We start from the raw sequence: 18005 nt of genomic DNA, 5'->3' as shown, positions 1-18005 counted from the left end.
GCTGTTTTCATTCCGGCCTGTCCCGCCCCGAAGCATCCGGAACCGTCATGATCCAATGACCGAAATCCTCCTGCATGTCGGAATGGACAAGACCGGGTCCTCGTCGATCCAGCAGGCCTTCGCGGACTATGACGACGGCACGCTGGCCTATGCGCAACTGGGCAGCGCCAACCATTCCATGCCGATCCAGATGATGTTCCGCGATCCCGGCGATCCCACGCGCGCGCTCCGCGCCCAGGGGCTCGACCGAGCCGAGATCCTGCGCCGCCGCGAGAGGTCACGCGCCGATCTCGCCGCCGCGCTCGACGGCGCCCGCGCGCGGGTCCTGATCTCGGCCGAGGGCGTGCTCTCGCTCAAGCCCTCGCAGCTGCGCGCCCTGCAGGCCGTCCTGGCCGGACACGGCCGGTCCATCCGCCCTCTGGCCTACGTACGCGACCCGGCGGGCTATGCCGCCTCCGCCTTCCAGCAGGATCTGAAGGCCGGCCGCCACGTCTTCCGTGTGCCCGGCCCCCGCTACGCCACCCGGCTCGACCCGCTCGAACGGATCTTCGGCGCGGAGAACGTGACACTCCTGCCCTTCCGGCCGTCCAGGTTTCCCGGCGGGTCAGTCGTGCGCGACTTCGCCACCCGCATCGGCGCCGACCTGTCCCGGATCCAGGACCGCCGCACCAACGAGAGCTTCACCCTGCCGATGGCCGCCGCGCTGTTCCGGTTCAACCGCGAGCGCCCCGAGCTGACGGGATCACCCCGGCTGTTCCGCGCGCGCCTGCGGCTGGTGCGCACGCTCCTGCGCGAGGAGGCCCGCCGCCAGGCGCGGATCCGCAAGCGCATGGCGGCCCGCCCCGACCTGTCGCCGCAACTGGAACGCGGCCTGCACCGACCCCGGTTCCGCTTCGCCGCGTCGCTGGTCAACGAGCACCTGGCGCCCCGCGACCTGCGCTGGCTGGAGCGCCGCGCGGATCTGGCCATGGTGCCCTCGGCGGGGTCGGAATCGGATGCGGACGGGATCACCTCGGAGGAACAGCTGCTGGACATCTCGGCCACGGCGGCCACAGACCTCGCGCCGATCGCAGAGCGGCTGGGTGTGACACCGGCCGACACCTCGACGCCCGCGCTTATGGACGCGATTTTCGACGAATTGCTGCGGCGTGCCGGCTGACCCCGCGGCAGACGATCCGCGACACAGTCGCAGGAACGAACAAGGCCGGTCACAGCGGACCGGCCCGGTAGAAACGGCGCAGCCCGCCCGGCGGGCCCCGCGCCGCACGTCAGCTCAGCTTCGACAGTTTGTCCTGCAGCTCGGCCAGCTGTTTCTTGATGGAATCGAGGTCGTCCTTGTCGTCGCCCGCGCTGTCATCCTCGCCCGGGCCTGACCATTGCGTCCCGATCCCGCCGGTCATGGCCTTCACAAAGGCCTCCTGCTGGGCCTTCATCGCCTCGAGCCCGGTCTTGGCCATCGGGTTCATGGCCGTCATGTTGTTCAGCATCTTCGACTGGCTCTCGCGCAGCATGTCGAACGACGTCTGCAGGAACTGCGGCATCATCCCCCCGCCCGGCACCATGTAGCTGCGCACCAGGTCGTTCAGCACGGTCACCGGCAGAACGTTTTCGCCCCGGCTTTCGTGTTCGGCGATGATCTGCAGAAGATACTGCCGCGTCAGGTCATCCCCGGATTTCAGATCGACGATCTTGACCTCGCGTCCGCTACGGATGAAGCCGGCGATGTCCTCCAGCGTGACATAATCGCTGGTTTCCGTGTTGTAGAGACGCCGGCTCGCATAGCGCTTGATCAGAAGCGGTTTGTCTGTATCGGCCACGATAGCCTCCCCCGGTTATGCAGCGTTGCAGAAAAGCCTATGCGAGCGCAGAACGAAAGGAAAGAGGCCGTTTTTTTTCAATGATCTGACGCTTGGGCAACCGCGATCGCGGAACAGCGGGTCGGGTAGCAGCGCCGGGAGCGCACCGTTCCAGCCGTTCATGCGCGCAGTGCAGCATGACGGGACTGATCGCGCCCGCACAGTCCTCCGTCGCCGCCCTTCAGAAAGGGCCTGTGCCACAACCACGACACGAACAGCACGGCGCCGGGCCCGTCTGTCGCAGGCCTCGGCGCCCGGCCCGCGCGGGGCCTGCTCGATGTGCCAGGATGCTCCCGCGGTCCGGTGCCCTGCGACGGGGCTCCGGGCACGAAAAAGGGGGCAGACCTTTCGGCCTGCCCCCTCCTGCGATTGCACCTGAGGGGAGGAGATGGTGCAAATTGCTCGAATGCGACCGAATTACTTCGCGGTGGCTTTCTTGGTGACGGCGCTCACGTCGTCGGTGGCTTTTTTCATTGCCGCGGTCGCGTCTTCGGTCATGTCCTTGCCAGCGGCCATCATCAGCTCGACGGTGTCCATCTGGACCTTCTTGGCGATTTCGGCGTAGGCGGCCATGTGCTCGGCCGAGATCTCGGCGGTGGCCGAGGCGAAATCGGTCAGGGCCTTCGCGTAGTCGGCCGGCTCTGTCTTGGCTTTCGACAGCTCGCTGAGTTTCTCGATCGTCTGCTTGGTCCACGCGGTGGACACTTCGGCGGTCTTGTCGGCCGCTTCCAGAGCGACGCCCGAGAGTTTCTCGTTCAGCGATGCGCTGGTCTTGAACGCGTCTTCCATGGCCGACGTGTCGACCGGGAATGCGCCCATCATGTCTTTCATCATTGCGGTGAAGTCTTGTGCGTTGGTAGCCATGGTACTCTTCCTGGTTGTCCGTACTTGTGTGACGGGCCCACCCCGTCATCGCTCGCTTCCTGACATACAATAGATGCTGCGACGCAGCATTTCAAGTCCGAATGCTGCGATGCAGAAAATAACATGCTGGTTGTAAGGCAAGGATCCGCCGACAGGGATACTCACCCAGAGGATGCACCGCCCAGCCGGAGGACATAAGGCGCGCGGGTTCACGGCCTTGATTTTCTTGCTCCGAGCAGCTCTTACGGCGCCGCACCCATTGGCCGCGGAGCCCCATTTTATTCCGCTCACCGCCGAAGGCCGCGTGCATAACCCGGTGCAAACCGCCGTTGTCGCGCCTCAGTCCTTCTCGACCATGGCCGGACGCACGTATTCTCCGGGCGCCGCGCACAGCGGCGGATGCGCGGCATCCCCCGGCTCGCGCGCGGGAATCATCTTGCCCGAGCGTCCCTTCAGCCAGGATTCCCACCGGGGCCACCACGACCCTTCGGTAAACTCTGCCGTGTCGAGCCAGGTCTGCGGGTCAAGCTTGAGGTCCTTGTTGACGAAATGGCCGTACTTCTTCTTGGACGGCGGGTTCACGATCCCGGCGATGTGGCCGGACTGGGTCATGATGAAGGTCTTCGACCGCGACCCCATCTGCTGCACGCCGCGATAGCTGTCGCGCCATGCGGCAATATGGTCCGTCTCGCAGGCGATGGCGCAGACCGGCACGTCCACGTCCTTGATCCGCAGCGTGTGGCCCAGCAGGTCCATCCCCTCGCCCGAGGCGAATTCGTTCCTCTGGCACAGCTGGCGCAGGTACTGCATCGCCATCTTCGCCGGAAGGTTTGTCCCGTCCCCGTTCCAGTAGAGCAGGTCGAATGCCGGCGGGGTCTGCCCCATCATGTAGGACCGGATCGCGGGCGAATAGACAAGATCGTTGGAGCGCAGGAACGAGAAGGTGCGCGCCATGATGTAGGACGGCAGGATCCCCCGCGCCTTCGTCTCGGTCTCCAGACCGTCGACGAAATCGTCCTGCAGGAAGGGCGTGAATTCGCCCTGGTCGGCAAAATCGGTCAGCGCGGTGAAGAAGGTCGCCGACTTCACCGACTTGTCCCCGGTCTGCTTCATCAGCGACAGCGTCAGCGCCAACGTCGTCCCCGCGATGCAATAGCCGACCACGTTGATCTGCTTCTGCTGCGTGATCGCCTTCACCTCGCGGATCGCGGCAAGAAAGCCGTCCTGGATGTAGTCCTCCATCCCGATATCGCGATAGGATGGATCGGGATTGACCCAGCTGACCACGAACAGCGTATACCCCTGATCGGTCACCCACTTGATCAGGCTGTTCTGCGCCTTCAGGTCGAGGATGTAGAACTTGTTGATCCAGGGCGGGAACAGCAGCAGCGGGACCTCGTGCACCTGCTCGGTCGTGGGCGAATACTGGATCAGCTCCATCATGCGGTTGCGATAGACCACCTCGCCCTTCGAGGCGCCGATGTTCTCGCCCAGCCTGAAGGCGCTTTCATCGGCAAGCCGTACGACAAGCTCGCCGTCGTTGGCCTCGAGATCGCGGATCAGGTTCTCGAGCCCGTTGATGAGCGATTGGCCGTCCGTCTCAACCGCCTTTTCCAGCGCGTCGGGGTTGGTGGCCAGGAAGTTGGTCGGCGCCATCATGTCGACGATCTGCTTGGCGAAGTAGCTCAGGCGACGCTTTTCGACCTCGTCCAGGTCGTCGACATCCGCGACCGCCTGCTGGATCGCCTCGGCGTTGATCAGGTATTGCTGCTTGATGAAGTTGAAATAGGGATGGCTGTCCCACAGAGGATTGGTAAAGCGCCGGTCTTTCGGCCCCGGATCGTCCGGAGCGGTCAGCTTGCCCTTGGCCAGCGCCTGCTGCGCCTCGACGAAATGCAGCACGGATTTGGACCAGTACTGGATCTGGTGTTCGATGATCTTGCCCGGGTCCTGCATCGATTCGATCCAGTAGGCGGCGGCGGCCTTGGCAAACAGATCCTGCTTGGGCGCGTCCAGCGCCGGGTTGTGCATCTTGCGATGGGCGAGAACGTCGATCAGTCGGTGGGAGAGGTCTTCGACGCGGCGCATGTTTTCCTTGAGCTTGTCAAGATGCTCCGCGGGCGTCGTAACCAATTCTTGAGTATCAGTTGCCATTCTCGTAATTCCCTCCTACCTTGCTGCTTTGCAGCATAGTGTCGCTCTGTAGCCGGGACAAAGCGGCGAATGGTCCTTTCTGCGAGGACCGAGTCACGTCGAGTTTAGTCGAGCAACCGGCAAAAAGGAGTCCCCCAAATGCGGAACATGATGACGTACGACGTCATGGAGACGGTTCGGAACACCAACCAGTGGCTGGGCGCGACGGCGCAGGCGTTTGCCTCGTATCCGGTCTATGCCATGATTCCGAACCCCGCGATCGCCTGGACCGCGGCCTGGGGCGAAGTCACCGAACGCACCTTCTCGCGCATGGTCGTGAAACCGTCCTGGGGGATCCGCTCGATCACCTGCGCCGACGGCAAGGACCACATCGTCGAAAAGGAGATCGTGGTCGAAAAGGACTTCGGCGACCTCCTGCACTTCAAGGTGTCCGGACGCGAGAAAAGCCAGCGCAAGGTGCTGGTCGTGGCGCCGATGTCGGGCCATTACGCGACGCTGCTGCGTTCGACCGTGAACTCGCTGCTGCCCGATTGCGAAGTCTATGTCACCGACTGGCACAATGCCCGTGACATCCCCGTCAGCTGCGGCAAGTTCGATGTCGAGGATTACACGCTCTACCTCGTGGATTTCATGCGCCACCTCGGTCCCGACACCCATGTGATCGCCGTCTGCCAGCCCGCGCCGCTGACACTCGCCGCGACGGCCTATCTCGCCGAGGAAGACCCCGACGCGCAGCCGCGTTCGCTGACCCTGATCGGCGGGCCGATCGACCCGGACGCCACGCCGACCGAGGTCACGGATTTCGGCCGTCGCGTCACCATGGGGCAGCTGGAATTCGCCATGATCCAGCGCGTCGGCTTCAAGTACAAGGGCGTCGGCCGCATGGTCTATCCGGGCCTTCTGCAACTGGCCTCGTTCATGTCGATGAACGCCGAGCGCCATTCCAAAGCCTTCACCGACCAGATCCAGCGCACCGCCAAGGGCGATGCCTCGGACCACGATCCGCACAACAGGTTCTACGACGAATATCTCGCCGTGATGGACATGACCGCCGAATTCTACCTTTCGACGGTCGAACGGATCTTCAAGAACCGCGAGGTCGCGCGCAACGTCTTCACGGTGAACGGCAAGAAGGTCGACATCGGCAAGATCACCACCGTGGCGGTCAAGACGGTCGAGGGCGCGAACGATGACATCTCGGCCCCCGGCCAGTGCATCGCGGCGCTCGATCTCTGCACCGGCCTGCCGGACGAGAAGAAGGCCAGCCATATCGAGCCCGGCGCCGGACATTACGGCATCTTCGCGGGCAAGAGTTGGCGCAACAACATCCGCCCGCTGGTGCTGAGCTTCATCGACGCCAACAGCCCGAAGCCCAAGCCCAACGCCGCAAATTCCAACGCGGCGGCCTGAGGGCTTGGTCCGCAGGCGCCGGGCTCTGCCCGGCCTTGCCGCCCGGCGGGCAAGCGAAACGCCCCCGCCGGCCGCGACTTCTGACAGCGAAGAGCGGCGTGTCCATCAGGCGCGCCGTCACAGGGGCGGCCGCTAACACAGCACCGCTAGCGCAGCACCATGGGTGCGTCCAGCCAGCTCCGCAGCGCCTCCAGCACCGCGCCCGGTGTCTCGATCATCGGGAAATGCCCGGCCTCCGGGATCACCTTCAGCGCGGCATGATGGATCAGCTCCGCCATGAACTCCTGCCGCTTGACCGGCGCCAGGCAATCATGTTCCCCGCAAAGCACCAGCGCCGGCACCCGGCACTTGCGCAATGTCGGTTGCTGGTCCCGCCGCTTCTGCAGCGCCCGCGCCTGCCGCAGGAACACCTCCGGCCCAAGGTCGAAGGCCATCGAGACCACGTGCCTCAGCACATCGCGCCGCGCCGCGCCGGGGGCCAGGGCCTCGGCCGGAAAGCTCTCGGCGATCACGTCTTCCATCCGCCCGGCCCGCGCCTTGACGATCAGCATCTCGCGATCGGCGGCCTCCTGCGGGGTTTCGGGCAGCGGCGTGCTGTCCATGAGCGCGATGCGCATCACCCTGTCCGGCGCGCGGCGCAGGATCTCCATCGCCACCACGCCGCCCAGCCCATGGCCCGCCAGCGCGAAGCGCACCGGCAGCTGGTCCATCAGGTTGGAGGCCATTTCCTCCACCCGTTCGCCCAGGATCGAGGGCGCGACCATCACCGCGCGCTCGCGTGACAGCGGCGTCATCAACGCATCATATGCGCGCGCGTCGGCCATCAGGCCGGGGATCAGGACCAGGGGTTCGCTCATTGTTGCCTGCGCTCATGCCGGGGATCTCTGTCGGATCCCTTTGGTCCGACCTTGCTGGCTTTTGAACCGCCCCGCAAGGGCGATCACGGAAAGGCTATGCCCCGGAACGGCGGGAAATCGCGATAGCGCGCCTGGCGCGCCTCCAGCGGTTCGTCGGGCCGTGCGCCGGGGCGCAGAAGACAGCCGCGCGGGGCGATGTAGCTGTCGATCCGCCGCCGCGGGACCGGCCGCCAGACCAGGTTGAAGGCGCCGAGCTTGGGGAAGAACCAGGCCTCGGAATAGTCCAGGTGATCGTGGATCCACCAGGCCAGGTCGCGCCAGTCGCGCCCCTGCGCATAGCGGTCGGCGAACCACGGGACGACGATCGAAGCACCGGCCACGCGGTCCTCGCCCCGCCGCCTGTCCCAGACATGGCATTCCAGCGGCCAGTCGTTCGACGCGCAATTGAGCTTCCTCTCGTTCCCGAACCGGTTCAGCCGCGCCGAGCGATAGCCCGAGCGCACGGCGATCCGGCCAAACGTCTCCTCGAGCGGGTCCAGCAGCGTCTCGCAAAGCGCGCGGCCACAGGCGATGGCCAGCTCCGGATCGTCGGGGATGTTCTGCACCTCGTGGAAATTGCCGATCTCAGAATAGAGGAAATCGCGCATGAAGAAATGCCGCGACAGCCGCACGCGCCCCAGCGTCTCCAGGCTCCACATGCTCCCCGGCCGCCGCATCAGAGCCGGATCGCGTCCGGAGCGCGGGGTGGGCGGGCGGGAGCGCTCCGGACGCGATCCGACCTCTGGCCCATCATGCCACGGCCCCGCTTCGGCACGTCCCCCTCACCCGCCGATCCCGATCGAGGCGAGCCAGTCCAGCATGCCCCGCACCGTCGCCTCCGTCTGCCCGGGTGAGACCAGGTCGCCCGAGATCACGTGGCTGTTCTGGTCATCCCCCGGCCCCATGGTCACGATCTTCACCGTCGCAGGCCCGCCCCAGGCCTCGGCCACCGCGTGTGTTGCCGCCGGCACCACCACCTTGTCCTCCTCGGTGAACCAGAACAGCGCGGGCACCTGCGCGCCCGAGAAATCCTGCGCCACCGTCTCCTTCACCAGCGCCGCCATCGGCAGCACCGCGACGGTGGGATAATCATGGGTCCAGTAGCGCCCGATCTCCTCGCTCTCGGGCGCCGCGCTCCGCCGCTCTCCGACGATCAGCGGCGCCCACCAGCGCGCCGCCGGCCAGGTCATCATCGCAGCCCCCGGCGCGTTCACCCCGAAGTTGGGCGAGACCAGGATCAGCGCCGCGACCCTCTCCGACATCTCCGGATCCAGCGCGGCCAGCGCCGCCAGCGTGCCGCCGGTCGAGGTCGCGATGACCACCACCCGTTCGCCCACCGCGCGCGCCGCCGCCATCGCCTCGGCGACATCGCCGATCCAGTCGACCGCCGTCGCCTCGCCCATCGCATCGCCCGGCCGCCCGTGGCCCGTCAGCCGCGTGAAAACCAGGTTCGCCCCCAGCGCCTCGGCCACCCGGTCGGGCACCGGCCGGATCTCCTCCGACGTGGCCGAGAAGCCGTGGATATAGACAACCGAGACCGGCGTGCGCTGCTCCTTGAACCCCGCCTGCCAGATCACCCGCTTCTCGACACCCGGAGTGATGTCGTCAAAGGCGCTCTCGACGCTTTCGAAATAGACTTGCACACCCTCGCCGAACCGGCGCGGATCGAACTCTGCCCGCAGCGCCACCGGCTCGCGCGGGCCAAAAACCCACAGCAGACCCACGGCCACCACGAGGAACAGGAGGATCCACCCCAGGATCTTGCCGAACATGCGCATGGTGAGACCTCAAACCGATACGGGATCAATATCGCGCCAGCCGTGGATCAGACGCAAGTCCGGCACGGCGCAGCACAGGACATTCCCGCCCCCGTTCGCCGGCTGATCCTGCGCCCGGCTGATCGCCACATCCGCATGGGTGATGAACCACAGCCGGCGCGTCACGTTGAGACGTCCTCGACAGCCCTTTCGATCAGCTGCAGGCAGGTGTCGTCCGAGAACCGGTGATCGGCATCCTTCACCAGCAGCAGGCGCATGTCCGGGCTGGTCGCGTGCTCCAGCAGGGCCACCGCCGTCGCCACCGACACGGCCGTATCCGCCGTGCCCTGCAGCATCCGCACCGGGAACGGCAGGTCCAGCGGTGCGCGCAGCACCAGGTGGCGGAGCCCGTCCTCGATCATCTTGCGCGTGACGACATAGGGCTCCATGTAATCCGACGGCAGTTCGACATTCCGCCCCGCCTCGATCTCGGCCTTCTGTGCGTCGCTGAACCCGGCCCAATAGCCGTCCTCGGTGAAATCCGGCGCCGCCGCGATGGTGACAAGACCCGCGACGCGCGCGGGCATCGCCCGGGCGAGCAGCAGCGCCTGCCACCCCCCCATCGAAGACCCCACGACCACCAGCGGCCCCTCGGTCAGCGCCTCGACCGCCGCCAGCGTGTCTTCGTGCCAGTCGGCGATGGAGCCTTCCTCGAACACCCCGCTCGACTGCCCGTGGCCGGAATAGTCGAACCGCAGGAAGGCCCGTCCCTGCGCCCGCGCCCAGTCTTCGAGGTAAAGCGCCTTTGTCCCCTCCATGTCCGACTTCAGACCGCCGAGGAAGACCACCATCGGCCCCTCCCCGCCCGTCCGGTGATAGGCCAGCCGCCGGCCCTGCGCCGTCTCCAGGTATTGCGGTTCGCTCATGTCTCGCTCCTGTCTTCCTGCCTTTGGGCCCTGCGCCCGATCCGGGCACCTTGCGGCCCGATCATGCCGGGGCCGGTCTTCGGGGTCCACCGACATTCCCCTGCCCGCTCTGCCCGACCCCCGGCCCCGTCCCGGCCCCGGCCGACCAGCGCCGCCCCGACACCGGCTTGACACCGCCGCCCCGGCCCGGCACACCGCCCCTGCATACATACCCGCAACCGGGCGTTCCGTGGGCGCCAAACCGACGAGGAGAGCCAGATCATGGCCCAAGTCTCTCTCACCCTTCCCGATGGCAATTCGCGCTCCTATGACGCCGGCATCACGCCCGGCGAGGTCGCTGCCGATATCTCCACCTCCCTGGCCAAGAAGGCCATCTCCGCCACCGTGAACGGCAAGCACTGGGATCTTCAGTGGCCGATCGACACGGATGCCGACATCGCCATCCACACGATGAAGGACGAGGTTCAGGCGAACGAGCTGGTGCGCCATGACCTCGCTCATATCATGGCGCGTGCCGTGCAGGAGATCTGGCCCGACACAAAGGTCACCATCGGCCCCGTCATCGACAACGGCTGGTACTACGATTTCGACCGCGAAGAGCCCTTCACGCCCGAAGATCTCGGCGAGATCGAGAAGAAGATGAAGGAAATCATCAACAAGCGCGAGCCCGTGACCACCGAGGTCTGGGGCCGCGAAAAGGCCGTCCAGTATTACAAGGACAACAACGAGCCCTACAAGGTCGAGCTGATCGACGCCATTCCGGGCGACGAACCGCTGCGCATGTACTGGCATGGCGGCTGGCAGGATCTCTGCCGCGGCCCGCACCTGCAGCACACCGGGCAGGTGCCGGCCGATGCGTTCAAGCTGATGTCGATCGCCGGCGCCTACTGGCGCGGCGACAGCAACCGCCAGATGCTGCAGCGGATCTATGGCGTGGCCTTCACCGGCAAGGAAAAGCTCAAGGCGCATCTGCACATGCTCGAGGAGGCCGCCAAGCGCGACCACCGCAAGCTCGGCCGCGAGATGGACCTGTTCCACATGCAGGAAGAGGCGCCGGGCCAGGTGTTCTGGCACCCGGGCGGCTGGACGATCTACACCACGCTGCAGGATTACATGCGCCGCAAGCAGCGCGCGGGTGGGTATCGCGAGATCAACACGCCGCAGGTCGTCGACCGCAAGCTGTGGGAGGCCTCGGGCCACTGGGAGAAGTACCAGCACCACATGTTCATCGTCGAGGTGGATGAAAGCCGCGACGGCGAGACCGACGACGCCTCCGCCCGGAACAAGGAGCAGACGCGCATCAACGCGCTGAAGCCGATGAACTGCCCCTGCCACGTGCAGGTGTTCAACCAGGGCCTCAAATCCTACCGCGACCTGCCCCTGCGGCTGGCCGAATTCGGATCGTGCTCGCGGTTCGAACCCTCCGGCGCCCTGCACGGCATCATGCGCGTGCGCGGCTTTACCCAGGACGATGCGCATATCTTCTGCACCGAGGATCAGATCCAGGAGGAATGCGCCCGCTTCATCGACTTCCTCGCGAATGTCTACAAGGAACTCGGCTTCGACGATTTCGAGATCCGCTTTGCCACGCGCCCCGAAAAGCGCGTCGGCACGGAAGAGAGCTGGGATTACGTCGAGAACGCGCTGGAAAACGCGATCAAGGCGGTGGGCCGCGACTATACGCTGGAGCCGGGCGACGGTGCATTCTACGGCCCGAAGCTGGACTTCTACCTGACCGACGCGATCGGCCGGGTCTGGCAATGCGGTACCTTCCAGGTGGACCCCAACCTGCCGGAACGGCTGGGCGCGTCCTATATCGCGGCGGACGGCGACAAGCATCGCCCCTTCATGCTGCACCGCGCCTGCCTTGGATCCTTCGAGCGGTTCATCGGCATCCTGATCGAGAACTGGGAAGGCAAGCTGCCGTTCTGGCTCGCGCCGCGGCAGGTCGTCGTGGCCTCGATCACCTCGGAAGCGGATGACTACGTGAACGAGGTCGTGGCCAAGCTGACCGCCGCCGGTGTCCGGGCCGAGGCCGACATCCGCAACGAAAAGATCAACTACAAGGTGCGCGAGCATTCGGTCGGCAAGGTCCCGGTGATCCTCGCCATCGGCCACCGCGAGGTCGAGGAGCGCACCGTGTCTATCCGCCGGCTGGGCGAGAAGAAGACCGAGGTGATGAGCCTTGAGGATGTAACAAAGGCCCTGGGAACCGAGGCGACGGCCCCGGATCTTCTGTAACAATCCGTGATCCGCGACAGCCGGGATATGACATTGCCCGGCTGACGCCTTTATTCCTCAATGATTTTCAGTATCTTGCACCTGCGCGCCGTTCGCGTGGAGTGACAGGGGCGTGACCAACAGGCTCGTGAGTTCCAACGCGCGACCGGGTCGGTTTACGCTGCGTGCATAAACGGCACCCACCCAGAGGAGAACAGAGATGTCGAATCCCGTGAAAACCATGACCGTCGCCGCCTCCATCGCCGCGGCCCTGACCGCCCATGCCACCACCGCCGAGGCCCAGGCCAAGGAGAAGTGCTATGGCGTGTCGCTCGCCGGCGAGAACGATTGCGCCGCCGGACCGGGTACCACCTGCGCCGGCACCTCGACCGTGGATTACCAGGGTAACGCCTGGACCCTGGTCGACGCGGGCACCTGCACCGACATGACCCTGCCCGCCGCAGCCGACGGCACCGCGCGCCACGGGTCGCTGGAACCGCTCGATCGCGATCTGCCCTCCGCGTAAGGCCTTTTGCGGGGGCGGTGGGGTAGAACCCCACCCTACCCCCGGACCCTCGGACGTGGCCCGGCAGATATCCGTAGGGTGGGTTTCCAACCCACCGCCTGCGCCGTCACGGCTGCCCTCGCCACACAGACCTGAACGGCGCGCTTTCCCGCCGTTCAGCGCGCCCGACAGCAAACCGTCAGAAGACCGAACCGAGGCTCCCATGCTCGATACCGGCCACCCGACCCGCCTTCCCGCCGCGCCCGGCGTCGGCTTCAAGCCGCAGCATTTCGCGGCGATCACCGAAAACCCGGGCGCCGTGCGGTGGATCGAGATCCATGCCGAAAACTACATGGGCGACGGCGGCCGCCCCCTTGCCCAGCTTCGCGCGCTGGCCGAACGCTTTCCGGTCTCCGTCCACGGCGTCGGCCTCTCCATCGGCGGCGAGGGCCCGCTCGACCCCGACCACCTGGCCCGGCTGAAACACCTCGTCTCCTGGCTCGACCCGGCCAGCTTTTCCGAGCACCTCGCCTGGTCCACCCACGACAGCCATTTCCTGAACGACCTCCTGCCGCTGCCCTACACCAAAGACACGCTTACCCGCGTCGCCGCCCATATCGACCAGGTACAGGACAATGTCGGCCGTCCCATGCTGCTGGAGAACCCCTCCAGCTACCTCGCCTTCGACGACAGCACCTGGTCGGAGCCCGAGTTCCTGGCCGAGCTGTCGAAGCGCACCGACTGCGGCCTGCTGCTCGACATCAACAATGTCTTCATCTCCGCCACCAACCTTGGCTTCTCGCCGCAGGGCTATATCGACGCCTTCCCCCTGGACCGCGTCGGAGAAGTCCACCTCGGCGGCCATGACGAGGACCACGACGACCACGGCGCGCCGCTGCTGATAGACAGCCACGGCCGGGCGGTCGCCGATCCGGTCTGGGCGCTGCTGGCGTACACGCTGGCCCGCTCCGGGCCCCGCCCCCTGCTGATCGAATGGGACACGGACGTCCCCGACTGGCCCGTGCTCGAGGCCGAGGCCGCCCGGGCCGCCCACGCCCTCGTCCCCGCCGGATAAGACTGCCATGAGCCCGGACCAGACCACCTTCCACGCGGCGCTCCTGGACCCCGAGAGCGCGGTGCCAGAGGGGCTCTCCGGTCCGGACAACCATCCGGCCGGCCGCCGCTTCGACGTCTATCGCAACAATGTCGCCGTCTCGCTGACCGAAGCGCTGCATACCGCCTTCCCCACCATCGCCAGGTTGCTGGGGAAGCAGAACATGGACGGTCTCGCGCGGCTCTACCTGCGCGCCCACCCGCCTCAGACACCGCTGATGATGCATTACGGCGGCGCCTTCCCCGACTTCCTCGCCGGGATGCCGCAGCTGGCGCACTTGGGCTACCTGCCCGATATCGCCCGGCTCGACCTGGCCATGCGCCGCGCCTACCACGCCGCCGATGCCGCGCCCGCCGACCTTTCGGACATCGCCCCCGAAACACTGCTGCAAAGCGCCCTCAGCCTGGCGCCCGCCATGCAGCTGATCCGCTCCGCCTGGCCGATCCACGCGATCTGGCGCTTCAACACCGAAGAGGGCGCCCCGAAACCAGAGCCCGGGCCGGAGGATGTCGTGATCCTGCGCCCCGCCTACGATCCTCTGCCGCAGCGGCTGCCCCCCGGCGGCGCCGCCTTCCTGCAGGCGCTTGTCGACGGTGCCACCGTCGCCGCGGCCCACGAGACCGCCTGCACCGAGACCCCGGGCTTCGACCCCGGCCCCGTCCTCGCCTTGCTGATCCGGGGCGCGGCGATCACCGGCCTGGCCAACCAGGACTGACTGAAAAGGACCACCCCGATGCACCGCCTGTTTTCCTTTCACAACCGGGTCTTCGCCCTTGTCGAGACCGGGGGGGATGTCCTGTTGCCGCTCCTGGCACGCTTCGTCTTCGCCGCCGTGCTGCTTTTCTATTTCTGGCACTCGGCCGTGACCAAGCTGGGCGACGGTATCTTCGGCTTTCTGAACCCCTCGACCGGGGCCTATGCCCAGATCTTCCCGAAACAGATGGAGTCGGTCTCTTACGACGTGTCGCAACTGGGGACCGGGCACTGGCTGGTTGCCGTGCTGGGGACCTGGGCCGAATTCCTGCTGCCCGCGCTGATCGTGCTGGGTCTCTTCACCCGGCTCGCCGCGCTCGGCATGATCGGCTTCGTGGTCATCCAGTCGCTGACCGATGTCTATGGCCTGGGCCAGACCGACGCGCAGTCACTGGGCGCCTGGTTCGACGGCGCCTCGGGCAGCCTGATCCTCGACCAGCGCAGCTTCTGGATCTTCCTGCTGCTCTATCTCGTGGCGAAGGGCGGCGGGCTTCTGTCCGTCGACGCGCTGCTGCGCCGGGTCATGCCGCCCGGCCTGCGCTGAGGAACCGGGCGCGCCGCCAGATCCGCGCGCCCGTCCCTTGCCGGCCCCTGAGCCGTGCCATGCGGCCCCCGGATCACGCGCGGATCACACGCCCAGAGCCGCCTGGACCTCCTTCGTCCAGCCCAGGTGCAGCCCGTCCTCGTCATCCTCGATCAGGGGCCGTTTCATCAACACCGGGTGATCGGACAACAGATCCTGCGGCGCCCTTTCGCGCTCTGCCGCGTCCAGCTCCCGCCAAGTTGTCGACCTGCGGTTGATCAACGCCTCCCCGAACTCTTCCAAGGCACGCGCCCTGAGCGCATCAGGCAGGCCGGAGGCGCGAATGTCGATAAATTGGGCATAAGGGAACGCCCGAATTGCCTTTCGGCAGGTATCACAGGTCTTTATTCCGTAAATCCGCATATCTTTTCCTCATTTCCAAAGTCGAAATAAATGCCAGCCCCCGGAATTCACAGGTCTTAACCTTGATTTTTCCCTAAGCCGTGCGACACTCAAAAGGCGTCAATCGTCATGTCAACCTTCGGTCTCTGCCAACCCGGACCGATGATGTTCATGCCGGTTTTACGCATGATCGCATGGATTTGCGATTGAACGACCAAAGGTGAAAGGAGACACGGGACATGCCGACTGGCACCGTGAAATGGTTCAATACCACCAAGGGGTACGGGTTCATTGCCCCCGATGAAGGCGGCAAGGATGTGTTCGTGCACATTTCTGCCGTGGAGCGGTCCGGCCTGACCGGGCTCGCCGACAATCAGAAGATCGGATACGAGTTGATCGAGGGGCGCGACGGGCGCACGATGGCGGGCGATCTGAAACCTCTCTGACGAGACCGGACGGACCTCCGGGACCCTGCCTAGACAGCCCGAATTCACTGTCCGAATTCAATGTCCGACACATGTTTCTGTGCTGCGCCCTGGCCCTGCCCGGGCGCATTTTCTCGACCGGGGCGCGGAGAGGTTGATTGACGTCGGCCAGGCCTGCACCCTCTGTGGTCCCGGTCGCGATATGACCGCGTGGCCCGGACTGGCCCGGGACGACAGGTCCCTGGCCGGCCGGCGCTGCCCGATCCGCAACCGCTCAGTCGCAGCCCTTGATCCCGACAGCGCAATCATAGGAACGATAGCTGCGCCGATAGGGCGTACGCTTCGCTTCGGCATAGGTTTCGGTCCGGTTCGGCATGCCACAGCTGGTGGTGCCGTCGACCGATACGGGCCGCAGCCCGGCGGGGCAGTAGGACGTACCGGCGCCGGTCGCATAGATCCCGACCGGCAGTTCCGACGAGGATTGCTGGACAGTGGCCGCATCGCTGGCCATTGCCACCCCGGCCGCCACGCAAAGCGCGGTCGCGCCGATCATGGCCCCAACCGGACCCGCAAGAGACTGTCTGCGCATGAAACCCCCGAAAGTTGATAGGCGCCGCGCGGAATGCGACCCGGTGCAGCGGATGCAAGTGTTGTCCCAATCTGCCGGCAGCGGCGGGGCCAAGTCCAGCCCTTTGTCCCGCCCCGCCGCCATGTTTCGTCGCGGTGCGGGGTTTCGGAAACGGCGCGCGCCGCGATCCCTGCGTTGTCGTCCAGGACCATCCGTGCAGTCCCTTGCGACAACCGACCGGTCAGCCGACCCCGTTCAAGGATCCGTGCCTTGCGCAAGGGTCCCTTCACGCCGCGCGGCGCTTATGCCGTCAGGCCGGATCCTTGCGATGCGTCTGCTGCCAGTCTTCGCCCATCGCCACGATGCAGGAGGTCCCGGTGGCATAGGTCATCACCAGGGTCCAGTCGCCACGCGTGTCGGTCCAGACCTCCATGATCTCCTCCGGCCCGCGCAGGCCTGTCGCCTCCTGCCGGGTGCCGAACTGGTGCTCCAGCCGGTCCCGCATCCGGGGCGTGGTGTCACAGATCACCTCTGCCAGCGGATTGGCCAGCGCGGCGGACGCCGGAAGTGACAGCAGAAAGGCAAGGGAAACGAAGGCGCGCATAATAGGTGTTTTGTAACAGGAAAATGACACTATGTATATAGTCACGCTATACACGAAAACGAACCCCTGCGGCGACCCGCGCATTTGACATCGCCCCTCTGCCCGGCTCTCCCACCACGTATGAGACCTCTCTCCCCTCCCGGCCCCGATCGCGACGGCCTGCGCCTGTCAGGCACCCCCCTGGCCGAGGCCCGGCGCATCCTGGTGACCGTGCCCGGCGCGCTCACCCGCCTCGATGCCTTCGACCCGCTGACCGAAAACCTGCCCTCGGGCACGGCGCTGGCAGAGCTTGCCTTCCCCGGGCTCGACGGCCGCCCGCTTCAGGGGCGGGTGCGGATGCGGCCGGCCGCGCGGCTGCTGGCCAAGCGCCTGAACGCGGCACCCGCGCGACGGATCGACCTTGTCGGGATCTCTGCCGGGGCCGGCATCTGCCTGGAACTGCGCGGGCTGCTGACCTGCCCGGACGTGACGCTGGCGGCGATCGCAGCCCCTGCGCCCTTCCCTGACCTGCTGGCCACGACCATGGGGATGAGCAGCGATCTCTGGCGCATCCGCCGCGCCCATCCCGGGGCGGACTGGCCGGTGATCTGGTACGAGCTGTTCCAGGTGCTGATGTTCGGCCGCGACACGCCCCGGCCGAAGCTGACGCTGGACGACCGCGGCCGGCCCACCGGGCCCTCGGTCACGCCCACGGCCCGGATGCTTTTCAGCCACGGCTCCGGCGTCGCCTTCTGGCGCCCCTCGGCACGCGCCATGCAGGCCGACACGCCGCTGCGCTTCTTTCATGGCAGCCACGACACGGTCAGCCCCTCGGCCGGGATCGCCCGGCTGGCCGCACGAATGGAGAACGCCGATGCCCGCTGGTACCGTGATCGCGGGCACCTGCCGCATATCATGAACCCGCAGCTCTTTGCCGACATCCGCCGCTTCTGGCTCTACCGCGGCAAAACCGAAAGCTGAGGGCGCCGCCCGTTCCAGGCAGCCTGCCCGAACCGGTCAGCTCCGGGCAGGCTGCCCCTCTCAACCCG

The 18005-nt window shown here is 66.2% G+C and carries 20 protein-coding genes; 9 read left to right on the top strand and 11 right to left on the bottom strand.

Features of this window, described 5'->3' with window-relative positions; genetic code table 11:
* Nucleotides 1-55 precede the first annotated feature (55 nt).
* On the top strand, nucleotides 56-1159 hold the full coding sequence (locus ATO3_RS16015; RefSeq protein WP_088650887.1) for a hypothetical protein: 1104 nt from the start codon (nucleotides 56-58) through the stop codon (nucleotides 1157-1159).
* Nucleotides 1160-1268: 109 nt separating this feature from the next.
* On the opposite strand, the gene phaR is transcribed toward ATO3_RS16015, so the two are convergent.
* The 3 genes from phaR to ATO3_RS16000 form a co-directional block, all read right to left on the bottom strand.
* Complete coding sequence (gene phaR / locus ATO3_RS16010) at nucleotides 1269-1817, bottom strand: polyhydroxyalkanoate synthesis repressor PhaR (protein ID WP_088650886.1); 549 nt, start codon at nucleotides 1815-1817, stop codon at nucleotides 1269-1271.
* Nucleotides 1818-2273: 456 nt separating this feature from the next.
* Nucleotides 2274-2720 carry a BAR domain-containing protein gene (locus ATO3_RS16005; RefSeq protein WP_088650885.1) on the bottom strand — a complete coding sequence of 149 codons (447 nt, stop codon included), beginning with the start codon at nucleotides 2718-2720 and terminating at the stop codon, nucleotides 2274-2276.
* Nucleotides 2721-3059: 339 nt separating this feature from the next.
* The gene (locus ATO3_RS16000) at nucleotides 3060-4874 is read right to left on the bottom strand and encodes a PHA/PHB synthase family protein (RefSeq protein ID WP_088650884.1); all 1815 of its coding nucleotides are present in this window, start codon (nucleotides 4872-4874) and stop codon (nucleotides 3060-3062) included.
* Between the two features lie 138 nt (nucleotides 4875-5012).
* Between ATO3_RS16000 and phaZ the strand changes: the two genes are divergently transcribed.
* Nucleotides 5013-6284 (top strand): polyhydroxyalkanoate depolymerase, encoded by a 1272-nt coding sequence (phaZ, locus tag ATO3_RS15995; RefSeq protein ID WP_088650883.1) that lies wholly within the window; start codon nucleotides 5013-5015, stop codon nucleotides 6282-6284.
* A 146-nt stretch (nucleotides 6285-6430) separates the two neighbouring features.
* Here the strand turns inward: phaZ and ATO3_RS15990 are convergent, their stop codons facing one another.
* The 5 genes from ATO3_RS15990 to ATO3_RS15975 all read right to left on the bottom strand — a co-directional run bounded on the left by ATO3_RS15990 (nucleotide 6431) and on the right by ATO3_RS15975 (nucleotide 9863).
* A complete protein-coding gene (locus ATO3_RS15990; protein WP_088650882.1) occupies nucleotides 6431-7141 on the bottom strand; it encodes an alpha/beta fold hydrolase in 711 nt (236 codons plus the stop codon).
* Nucleotides 7142-7224: 83 nt separating this feature from the next.
* Entirely contained in the window at nucleotides 7225-7839 is a 615-nt protein-coding gene (locus ATO3_RS15985) for a hypothetical protein (protein ID WP_088650881.1), read from the bottom strand.
* Nucleotides 7840-7962: 123 nt separating this feature from the next.
* Nucleotides 7963-8958: an alpha/beta fold hydrolase gene (locus ATO3_RS15980; protein ID WP_088650880.1), complete on the bottom strand. Its 996-nt coding sequence runs from the start codon at nucleotides 8956-8958 to the stop codon at nucleotides 7963-7965.
* 9 nt (nucleotides 8959-8967) lie between these two features.
* A complete protein-coding gene (locus ATO3_RS28855) occupies nucleotides 8968-9123 on the bottom strand; it encodes a hypothetical protein (RefSeq protein ID WP_158217985.1) in 156 nt (51 codons plus the stop codon).
* Entirely contained in the window at nucleotides 9120-9863 is a 744-nt protein-coding gene (locus tag ATO3_RS15975) for an alpha/beta fold hydrolase (protein ID WP_088650879.1), read from the bottom strand. Before ATO3_RS15975 ends, ATO3_RS28855 begins: the two co-directional genes overlap by 4 nt.
* 261 nt (nucleotides 9864-10124) lie before the next feature.
* On the opposite strand from ATO3_RS15975, the gene thrS reads away from it, so the two are divergent.
* The 5 genes from thrS (at nucleotide 10125) to ATO3_RS15950 (ending at nucleotide 14999) form a co-directional block, all read left to right on the top strand.
* The gene (gene thrS / locus ATO3_RS15970) at nucleotides 10125-12104 is read left to right on the top strand and encodes a threonine--tRNA ligase (RefSeq protein ID WP_088650878.1); all 1980 of its coding nucleotides are present in this window, start codon (nucleotides 10125-10127) and stop codon (nucleotides 12102-12104) included.
* 199 nt (nucleotides 12105-12303) lie between these two features.
* The gene (locus ATO3_RS15965; RefSeq protein ID WP_088650877.1) at nucleotides 12304-12609 is read left to right on the top strand and encodes a BufA1 family periplasmic bufferin-type metallophore; all 306 of its coding nucleotides are present in this window, start codon (nucleotides 12304-12306) and stop codon (nucleotides 12607-12609) included.
* A 202-nt stretch (nucleotides 12610-12811) separates the two neighbouring features.
* Nucleotides 12812-13663 (top strand): MNIO family bufferin maturase, encoded by an 852-nt coding sequence (gene bufB, locus ATO3_RS15960; RefSeq protein ID WP_088650876.1) that lies wholly within the window; start codon nucleotides 12812-12814, stop codon nucleotides 13661-13663.
* Between the two features lie 7 nt (nucleotides 13664-13670).
* A complete protein-coding gene (locus tag ATO3_RS15955) occupies nucleotides 13671-14417 on the top strand; it encodes an HvfC/BufC N-terminal domain-containing protein (RefSeq protein ID WP_088650875.1) in 747 nt (248 codons plus the stop codon).
* Between the two features lie 18 nt (nucleotides 14418-14435).
* Nucleotides 14436-14999, top strand: coding sequence for a DoxX family protein (locus ATO3_RS15950; protein WP_088650874.1), 564 nt, complete (start codon nucleotides 14436-14438; stop codon nucleotides 14997-14999).
* An 84-nt stretch (nucleotides 15000-15083) separates the two neighbouring features.
* Here ATO3_RS15950 and ATO3_RS15945 read toward each other — a convergent pair whose 3' ends face one another.
* The gene (locus ATO3_RS15945; RefSeq protein ID WP_088650873.1) at nucleotides 15084-15401 is read right to left on the bottom strand and encodes an arsenate reductase family protein; all 318 of its coding nucleotides are present in this window, start codon (nucleotides 15399-15401) and stop codon (nucleotides 15084-15086) included.
* 218 nt (nucleotides 15402-15619) lie between these two features.
* On the opposite strand from ATO3_RS15945, the gene ATO3_RS15940 reads away from it, so the two are divergent.
* The gene (locus ATO3_RS15940) at nucleotides 15620-15826 is read left to right on the top strand and encodes a cold-shock protein (protein WP_088650872.1); all 207 of its coding nucleotides are present in this window, start codon (nucleotides 15620-15622) and stop codon (nucleotides 15824-15826) included.
* 253 nt (nucleotides 15827-16079) lie between these two features.
* Here ATO3_RS15940 and ATO3_RS15935 read toward each other — a convergent pair whose 3' ends face one another.
* The gene (locus ATO3_RS15935; RefSeq protein ID WP_088650871.1) at nucleotides 16080-16358 is read right to left on the bottom strand and encodes a hypothetical protein; all 279 of its coding nucleotides are present in this window, start codon (nucleotides 16356-16358) and stop codon (nucleotides 16080-16082) included.
* Between the two features lie 325 nt (nucleotides 16359-16683).
* Nucleotides 16684-16977, bottom strand: a complete 294-nt coding sequence (locus ATO3_RS15930) for a hypothetical protein (protein WP_088650870.1) — start codon at nucleotides 16975-16977, stop codon at nucleotides 16684-16686.
* A gap of 120 nt (nucleotides 16978-17097) precedes the next feature.
* On the opposite strand from ATO3_RS15930, the gene ATO3_RS15925 reads away from it, so the two are divergent.
* Nucleotides 17098-17937: an alpha/beta fold hydrolase gene (locus ATO3_RS15925; protein WP_088650869.1), complete on the top strand. Its 840-nt coding sequence runs from the start codon at nucleotides 17098-17100 to the stop codon at nucleotides 17935-17937.
* Nucleotides 17938-18005: the final 68 nt, after the last annotated feature.

Origin of the sequence: Marinibacterium profundimaris, assembly GCF_002210095.1 — a bacterium.
Taxonomy (GTDB): Bacteria; Pseudomonadota; Alphaproteobacteria; order Rhodobacterales; family Rhodobacteraceae; genus Marinibacterium; species Marinibacterium profundimaris.
This window is presented reverse-complemented; position numbering and strand designations above follow the sequence as displayed.